General features: G+C 60.5%; 8 protein-coding genes and 1 pseudogene. 2 read left to right on the top strand and 7 right to left on the bottom strand.

The genetic code is table 11. The features are described from left to right. The coding region (locus NRB16_RS28575; RefSeq protein WP_257107527.1) for a helix-turn-helix domain-containing protein at window positions 1-467 on the bottom strand (467 nt) is incomplete at its 3' end. A gap of 14 nt (window positions 468-481) precedes the next feature. Between NRB16_RS28575 and NRB16_RS28570 the strand changes: the two are divergent. Beyond that, a pseudogene (locus NRB16_RS28570) lies at window positions 482-574 on the top strand (IS200/IS605 family transposase); the annotation flags it as partial. Window positions 575-693: 119 nt separating this feature from the next. Here NRB16_RS28570 and NRB16_RS28565 read toward each other — a convergent pair. The 3 genes from NRB16_RS28565 to NRB16_RS28555 form a co-directional block, all read right to left on the bottom strand. After that, a complete protein-coding gene (locus NRB16_RS28565) occupies window positions 694-3048 on the bottom strand; it encodes a TonB-dependent receptor (protein ID WP_257107526.1) in 2355 nt (784 codons plus the stop codon). 211 nt (window positions 3049-3259) lie between these two features. Next, a complete protein-coding gene (locus NRB16_RS28560; protein ID WP_257107525.1) occupies window positions 3260-4228 on the bottom strand; it encodes a FecR family protein in 969 nt (322 codons plus the stop codon). Continuing rightward, entirely contained in the window at window positions 4225-4743 is a 519-nt protein-coding gene (locus NRB16_RS28555; RefSeq protein WP_257107524.1) for a sigma-70 family RNA polymerase sigma factor, read from the bottom strand. Before NRB16_RS28555 ends, NRB16_RS28560 begins: the two co-directional genes overlap by 4 nt. 148 nt (window positions 4744-4891) lie before the next feature. On the opposite strand from NRB16_RS28555, the gene NRB16_RS28550 reads away from it, so the two are divergent. After that, window positions 4892-5428: a hypothetical protein gene (locus NRB16_RS28550; protein WP_257107523.1), complete on the top strand. Its 537-nt coding sequence runs from the start codon at window positions 4892-4894 to the stop codon at window positions 5426-5428. A gap of 14 nt (window positions 5429-5442) precedes the next feature. Here the strand turns inward: NRB16_RS28550 and NRB16_RS28545 are convergent, their stop codons facing one another. The 3 genes from NRB16_RS28545 to NRB16_RS28535 form a co-directional block, all read right to left on the bottom strand. Continuing rightward, window positions 5443-6402: a zinc-binding alcohol dehydrogenase family protein gene (locus NRB16_RS28545; protein ID WP_257107522.1), complete on the bottom strand. Its 960-nt coding sequence runs from the start codon at window positions 6400-6402 to the stop codon at window positions 5443-5445. Between the two features lie 25 nt (window positions 6403-6427). Then, on the bottom strand, window positions 6428-6601 hold the full coding sequence (locus NRB16_RS28540) for a DUF1427 family protein (RefSeq protein ID WP_084709882.1): 174 nt from the start codon (window positions 6599-6601) through the stop codon (window positions 6428-6430). Between the two features lie 229 nt (window positions 6602-6830). Beyond that, the gene (locus tag NRB16_RS28535; RefSeq protein ID WP_257107521.1) at window positions 6831-7601 is read right to left on the bottom strand and encodes a helix-turn-helix transcriptional regulator; all 771 of its coding nucleotides are present in this window, start codon (window positions 7599-7601) and stop codon (window positions 6831-6833) included. Between the last annotated feature and the right edge of the window lie 156 nt (window positions 7602-7757).

Raw genomic sequence — 7757 nt, 5'->3', positions numbered from 1 at the left:
TGGCTCACGGTGATGTTCTTCACCGTGCCAGGCACCTCGCGGCTGTTGCGGTAGCGCAGCCAGCCCAGCTTTGGCAGAAACAGGCGGCTGTTGGGCTGGTCGAGCTTGATCTGTTTCGGGTCGGGATAGCGGAAACTGTCGCGCTGCCCCTTCTTCTTGAACCGGGGAAAGTCGGCTCGCTTGGCGAAGAAGTTGGTGTAGGCCCGCTCCAGATCCTTGAGGCTCTGTTGCAACGGGTGAACAGGCGCATCGGCCAGCCATGCGGTTTGCGGGCTATGGCGCCATTCGGTCAGCAACTTGCACAGGCCCGCATAGCCGAGCTTCTTCTCGCCTTGCTCGTGGCGCTCCTTCTGCAACGCCAGCGCCTTGTTGAAGACGAAGCGACAGGAGCCGGCAAAGCGGCGCATTTGCCGCTCCTGCCGGCCGTCTGGCATGAGTTCGTACTTGAAGGCTTGAAGTCGTTGCATGCTGCTCTTGAGCCATGAGCAATGAAGACGACATTAGGCGCGGACGGCACGGTGTTTTCAAGATGCATGCCCATGGGGTCTTTGTAACGAAATACCGCCATAGAGGGGCATCTGTGTCGCCATGTTACTTCAACCGGGGACGGCTACGCCGTCCGCGCTATCCTTCCCCGCCCTGAACGGCGGGGCTTGTCGCGCCCAGATGGTCAGGCGCGCGCGAGGTCGGGGTTTAGTAGGTGTATTTGAGGGAGGTCATGAAATTGCGCGGGGCGCCATAGAGACCCAAGTGCTCATTGGACGATGACAAGTATTCTTTATCGAACAGGTTATTCACGTTCAATGAGACCGAGAGGTTGTCGTTGATGTCGTAGCGCCCCAGCAGGTTGAATAACACGTAACTGCTTTGTCTGTAGACATTCAGGTTGCTGCCGGTTTCGCTTTCCCATGTGGCGCCGCCGCCCACGGTGAACTTGTCCAGGTCACCCGCCAAACGATAGGTCGTAAAGGTCTTGAGGCTGTGTCGCGGGGCGCTGGTCAGAATCCGTTTATCGTCAGAGTTGCGAGTCACGCTGTACACATAGCCCGTGCTGAAATTCCAGCCTTGCGCCAGTTCACCATTGAAGTCCAGCTCGACCCCTTGGGTATCGGTGCCCTTTTCCAGAGTGTACGAACGGGTACCGGCATCCCAGACAGGCAGGCTCTCCTGCTCGGTCTTGAACAGCGACAGACTGGAGTTGAGCTTGCCGTCGTTGAAGCTCGCCTTTATGCCGGTTTCGTAACTGGTCCCCTCTTCAGGCGGCAATGGCTGGTCATTGATGTCCCTGACGTAATAAGGCTGGGGGTTGAAGATCTTTGTGTAGCTGGCATATGCCGTCCAGGTATCGTCCAGCGCGTAAGTAAGCCCCACATAAGGAATGAACACACCACTTTCCCGGCTACGGGTCTTGCTCTTGCTACCGGTGGTGAAACTGCTGGTATCGCGATTCTGTTTCCAGTCTGTCACCCGGCCACCAACGACCAGACGCGCTGCATCGCTCAGGTGTAAGCGAGTGCTCAGATAAGCGGAGTACTGGTATTCGGTGGATTCGGTTTTACCGGTTTTTCTGTAAGCCGGCTGTGGAGTGCTTTTCGCCCATTCAAATGGATTCGCAATATTGTAAGCAGCGGAGGTCTGTGTGTAGTTGGGGCTGTCGGACTGCAACTGTGACAAGGTCACACCGCCAATCAATTCGTGCTCGCGGCCGAGCAAGGAAAACGGCCCTGTTACATAACTGTCGAGGCTGTCCTGCTCCACCGATGCTGCCCAGTGCGACGCCGATAGCCTGCCGCCAGCCCCCGTGGTTTGATCGACGGTACCGAGAAAGGCCGCGACATAACTGTCGTAGTGGTACTGGGTGTGGTTCAGCTCGGTTTTCAGGCTCCATCCGCCGTCGAACTGATGCTCGACTGAAGCGAATAGGCTATTGAGCTGGTGATCGTAGTAAGCCCAGTCAGGTGAGTCATTGTCAGATGCCTTGCTGCCCGTCTTCTGGCCATTGGTATAAATAACCGGGAACACGCGGGTCTGGGAATCGGTATGCCGCTTAAGGTGATTGAAGCCCAGCGTCAGCAGTGTGCGTTCGCTCAGATCGATTTCAGTGATGCCGAACAGTGCGGTATTTTCCTGCTCATAGTTATCAGTCCAGGCATGTTGGCTTTTGTAGTCCGCCGCCAGGCGGCCCCGGATATTACCGCTCTCAGTCAACGGACCGGAGACATCCAGCCCTGTACCGTAGCGGTCCCAGCTCCCGGCTTCGGCTTTGATCGTCAACTGCGGATCAAAAGTCGGACGCTTGCGGATCATATTAATGGTCGCTGATGGACTGCCCATCCCGCTCATCATTCCCGTAGCTCCGCGAACCACCTCGATCCGGTCGTAGGCCGTCGTACTCTGCAGGTAGTTGGCCAGTGATGACGAGCTGGGCACACCATCTATTTGAAAGTTATTGACCACCGAGCCACGCGACCACATCTGCGGAGCATCAGCGCCCATCGAAGCCATCTTGACGATCACTCCGGTGGTCGCGTCCAGAGCGTCAATAAGGTTGTCCAGCTTCTGATCTTCCATGCGCTGCTGGGTAATGACCGTAATCGACTGCGGCGTCTCCTGCGGGGTCAGGTTCAAACGCGTCGAGCTGCTGGTCGAGCCGGTGGTGTACGACCCCGTCCCTTCGGTAATAGACCCCGGTGCCTTGCCTGAAATGGTCACCGACGACAGCTCCAGCGCCTGCTCGTTGCTGAGCGCCGGCACCAGCGTGACATTGCCGCCGCTGGTCACCAACACATCCAGCCCGCTGCCGGCCACGGCCTTTTGCAGCGCCTGGGTGGCGGTCATTTCGCCGTGAATGGCCGGGGCCTGTTTGCCGCTGACCAGGCTCGGGTCCAGCGACAGCACCAGGCCGCCCTGGCTGGCAATGCTGTTCAGGGTATCGGCCAGGTTGCCGGCCGGGATGTTGAACGGCTGGGCAGCCTGGGCCATGGCCGGGGCGCTGATGGCGGCTACAGCGAGGGCAAGCGGGAGGGCGTGGAACCAAGGGTTGTGCACAACATGCTCCTGATGATCGTGTTAAGGGTCGTTTCAGGAAATAGGTGGGACGAGATCGAAAAACCGGACACGAATGAGAAAGATTTTCAAAACTTCCCTGTTTAGACTCTCCGCCATTCGCCAGCAGTGCCTCCCACCGGGCTGGCGTCGCACTCAAGTCACAAGCACGACACTGGCCACTGTGGGAGGCTGCTCTGCAGGCGACAAGTCCTCAACGCGGGCCGATCACGGTTATCCAGGGTGTGTAATGCTCGACTTTGATCGGCAAGGTCTCTCCCAGCGCCTGCAGGGTGCGCTGCGGATCATCCAGCGGGAACACGCCTTGCACGCGCAGATCCTGTACCTCGGGCGCCACCCGCAGGATGCCGTGGGTATAGGGGCGCAAGGCATCGATCACTTCGCCCAGTGGCTCGTTGAGTACATTAAGGCGCCCTTCCAGCCAGGCGGCGCGGCGCAGTGCTTCGCGGCCCAGCGGCTCGATGCTCGAAGTACGTAACAGCGCGCCCTGACCTTGCAACACATCCTGCTCGCGGCCATCGTTCAGGCGGGCGCGCACGGCATGCTCCATCACCACCAGGCGGGTGGCGTCCTGCTCTTGGGCAACCATGAAGCGCGTGCCCAGGGCACGGGCTTCGCCCTGTTCGGTGCGTACCCGCAAGGGCCGCTGTGGGTCGGCGGCGACCTGAATGATCAGTTCGCCACGGCGCAGGATGATCAAGCGTTGGCTGGCGTTGAAGTCCAGGTCGACCGCGCTGTCGGCATTCAGGCTCAGGCGGCTGCCGTCCGCCAGGGTCAGGCTGCGGCGCTCGGCGGTGCCGGTGCGCAGGTCAGCGAACAGTGCCAGGCCGGGGCCGCTGCGCGCCGCCAACCAGAGCCCGCCCCCCAGCAAGCCAATGGCTGCCAGGCCGCGCAACACATCGCGGCGCGTCGTGGAGGGCGTGAGCAACAGGCGCCGGGCCTCTTCGGCCTGGCCTGGTTTGTGGCGCTCCAGCGAGCGAACCACATTGAACGAGCCGCCAATGCGCTCTTGCAGACGTTGCCAGGCCCGGGCGTGCTCTGGGTCGCGGCGCAGCCAGTCATCGAATTCAGCGCGCAGATTTGCCGAGTGCTGGCCGGCGCTGAGGCGCACCATCCAGTCGACGGCCTGTTCACCAACCGGGTCAATCGCAGGCCGGCTCACGAGCTGCTATCAGCCATATAGCACTGGCACAGCGCCTGTTTCATGTAACGACTGACCGTCCGCTCGCTGAGATTGAGCTTGGCAGCAATATCGACATAGCTCATGCCGTCGAGCTGGCTGTAGAGGAATACGGTCTTGACCAGCATCGGCAAACCGTCGAGCACCCGGTCGATGGTCACCAGCGCTTCAATCAGCAGATGCTGGTCTTCCGGCGATGGCGCGACCTGCTCGGGCAGCAGGGCCAGGCGTTCGAGATAGGCGATTTCCAGTTGCCTGCGCCGGTGCCGGTCAAGAATCAAACGACGGGCGATGGTCGACAGATAGGCGCGCGGCTGCTCAATGCTGTCCGGGTCGACCCTGGATGCAAGCATCTGGCAAAAGGCTTCGGCAGCGGTGTCCTCGGCGTCGGCATGGTTGCCGTTTGAGCGTCCCAGCCGCCACTGGATGTGCTGCAGCAACCAGCGATGGTGGTCGCTGAAGAAGAAACCCAGCTTGTGAGTGGAGGACGTAGACACCCTGAATGATCCCGCTTTTGAAAATCGTTCTCATCTTAAGGGGCAAAGGTAAAACTCTGCAATGCTTGTAAAGCGGCTGGTCACATCAGTCGAACCGCGCCGTCAGGCAGGAGTCTACCGAGCCAATCCAGCCTTGCAGGTCAGCAGCGTGCCCAGAATCATTACCCACGAAACGCCCGAGGAGGTCGTCAAGGAACAGAACACCCGGCTGTTCGGCTCACCCAAGGAGCGCCTGGAGTTCTACCGCCGGGAGATCCAATACGAGACCACCAACCTCTCCAACCGCACCAACGCCTACCTCACTGCGCAGTCGTTTATGGTGATCGCCTACGCCTCGTCAATGGCTAACCTCAACCCTGACTGGGGGGTGATTTTCACTGTAGTGATTCCGCCGATGCTGGCCCTGCTCGGCCTGCTCAACACCCTCAGCGCCTGGCCAGGCATTCGTGCGGCCTGCGAGATCATCCAGCACTGGCACCACAAGCAGGCGCAGTTGCTGCAAAGCGAGCCGGTCATTGGTCTGACCTATGACGACTCGCCGCTGTTCAGCGACTGGGAGTCCAGCGAAACCGGGCCGAAAAAGTCCCTGCTGTTCTCCCTGCGCGCGCCGTGGCTGTTCAGTATCTTCTGGATCTTCTTCGGCTTTTTCGCCCTGTTTCTGCAGATTCTGACGCTGGACAGTTAAGCTGTGGATGGCGCTCAGGGGATCAGGATGATCTTGTCACTGCGCCCGGCATTGACCTCGCCATAGCGCGCAAGGCCTTCGCTCAAGGGTGATTCCACCAGGTCACCTGGCAGTTCCAGCAGCCCCTCATCGAAGAAGCGACCAAACTGGTCGAGCATCGCGGCGCAGGCTTTGCAGTCGTAAAGCAGCGAGTTGATCCCGACCACCGAACCGCCTTTGCGGTATAGCGTCAGTGACGGTAGCTGAACCTGGCCGTCTACCGGCGCAGCAATAATCGCGATGCGTCCCCAGGTCGCCAACGCCGCCACCGATGGCGCCAGCCAAAAGCCGGTGGTGTCGAAGATCACGTCGGCACCGCCACTGAAAAACGCCTGCACTTGCCCGGCCAGCGCATCCGGTTCGCCCAGCACAATGCTGTCGATCCCCTTGGCGGCCAGAGCCTGCTGTTGCTCAGGACGGCGCACCGCGCCCAGCACCTGAGCGCCCAGCACCCGGCCCAGTGCCAGTGCTGCACTGCCGACCGCCCCGTTGCCGCCGATCACCAGCAGCCGGGTATTGGCGCCGACACCGCTGCGCTGCAAGGCATCCCAGGCGGTGGTGTAAGGCACGCCCAGGCTGGCGGCCTGAACAAAGCTCAGCGCCTTGGGTTTGAGCGCCACACCATTGGCCGGCAAGGTCAGCCATTGCGCATGGGAGCCGTCACGGAAGAACCCCGGTTCTTTGCCGGTGCCCCAGACTTGCTGGCCAATCAGACCTTGCGGGCCTTCAACCACTACACCGGCAAAATCCCGGCCCGGCACTCGCGGTAGTACGGTGTACGGGAAGCGGCCCAAGACGTTCTTTACGTCACTGGGATTGAGCCCGGCGGCCTTCACCTGGATGAGCACCTCGCCCTCGGCGGCAACCGGTTGCGGCAGTTCGACATACTCTAAAGCTGCCAGGTCGCCAGTGCGGGAAAATTGCAGTGCGTTCATCAGTAACTCCACTCAGATAGAAGATTCAGGACAGCCAGGCCGTGACCAATTGTTTGCCCATGGGCCAGGCTTTTTCACCGAGCTGCATGCCCAGCAGACCGACCAGTGCCACGGTGGGCGGCGCCGGCGAACGAAAATCCAGCGCGCCGTACAGCACACCGACCGCAATGCCGATGACCAGGGAAATGACAAAGCTCATGGAAGGACTCCGGACCAATCAGGGAATGGCCAGAGTCTAGGGACAGACGCAAAAGGCTACCGGCCAAGGACTTCTGAATTTCGGCCAGCTTGGTAGTCTGGTGTCTATGAGAGGCGGCGATTGAAGGCGTCTGGCATAACAATCAAGAGCCGTTACCAACCGCCCGACTTCCGGGGTGACTTCCGGGGTAATCAGGGTCGGGACAGTTGTCCCGTAGCCATGAGGTCTGCTACGACCCCATCCCATACTGCGAAGGCGCCACCCCCAGTTCCCGACGGAACATGTCGCTGAAGCTGCTTGGTGAGTAGCCCAGGCGGTGGGCGATGCTGCTGACGGTATGGCCCTGGATCAGGCTGGCTACGGCGGTGGCCAGTTGAACCTGGCGACGCCATTCGGCAAAGCCCATACCCAGAGCAGCCCGGAACAGGCGGGCCAGGGTGCGCACGCTGGCACCGGCGCTCTCTGCGTGTTGCTCAAAAGGGATGTCCAGCGAGGGTTCGTCAATCACCGCCTGACAGAGGCTCATCAGGCGGCGGTCGGCGCCGTCCGGCATGGGGATGCGGATCAGCGAACGGCGGGCGCGGGCCAGTTCGAGCAACGCCAGATTGACCAAGGCATCGTAGTAGTCAGGTTCAGCTTCACGGTCCAGCGCGACCAGACTGATGATCAGCTCGCGCAGCAGGCTGCCCACTTCGAACACCTGCACGGTCTTTTCAAGAGTCAGGGCAATGGCCGGGCGCAGGTAGATATTGCGCATTTCCAGATCCGAGACCACACGAATGCCATGCTCGACACCCGGCGGCAACCAGACCGCGCGTTGAGGTGGGACCAGCAGCGCCTCCCGAGGCGTCTCGACCCACATCACGCCTGACGAGGCATACAGCACCTGGCCCCATACATGCTGGTGCGGCTCGATATACAGCCCGCGCGGGTAGGTGCGCGCCAGCGGCTGAACGGGAATCGCGGTGTCGGTCAGGTCAGGCGGTGCGGCAAGGGCCATGGAAGTTATCGCAACCAGTGAACAATGACGCATGGTAACCAAAATTCTGACCGCACTCGTCATCTGACCCTTCTATTGTCTCCTCCAGGGTGACAGTAAAACGCTTTTCAGCCGATTTATCCCATTCCAGTAAATCCTTAATCTGTGTCCAAGTTG

This window comes from Pseudomonas sp. LJDD11 (genome assembly GCF_024584215.1).
In the GTDB taxonomy this organism is placed as follows: Bacteria; Pseudomonadota; Gammaproteobacteria; order Pseudomonadales; family Pseudomonadaceae; genus Aquipseudomonas.
This window is presented reverse-complemented; position numbering and strand designations above follow the sequence as displayed.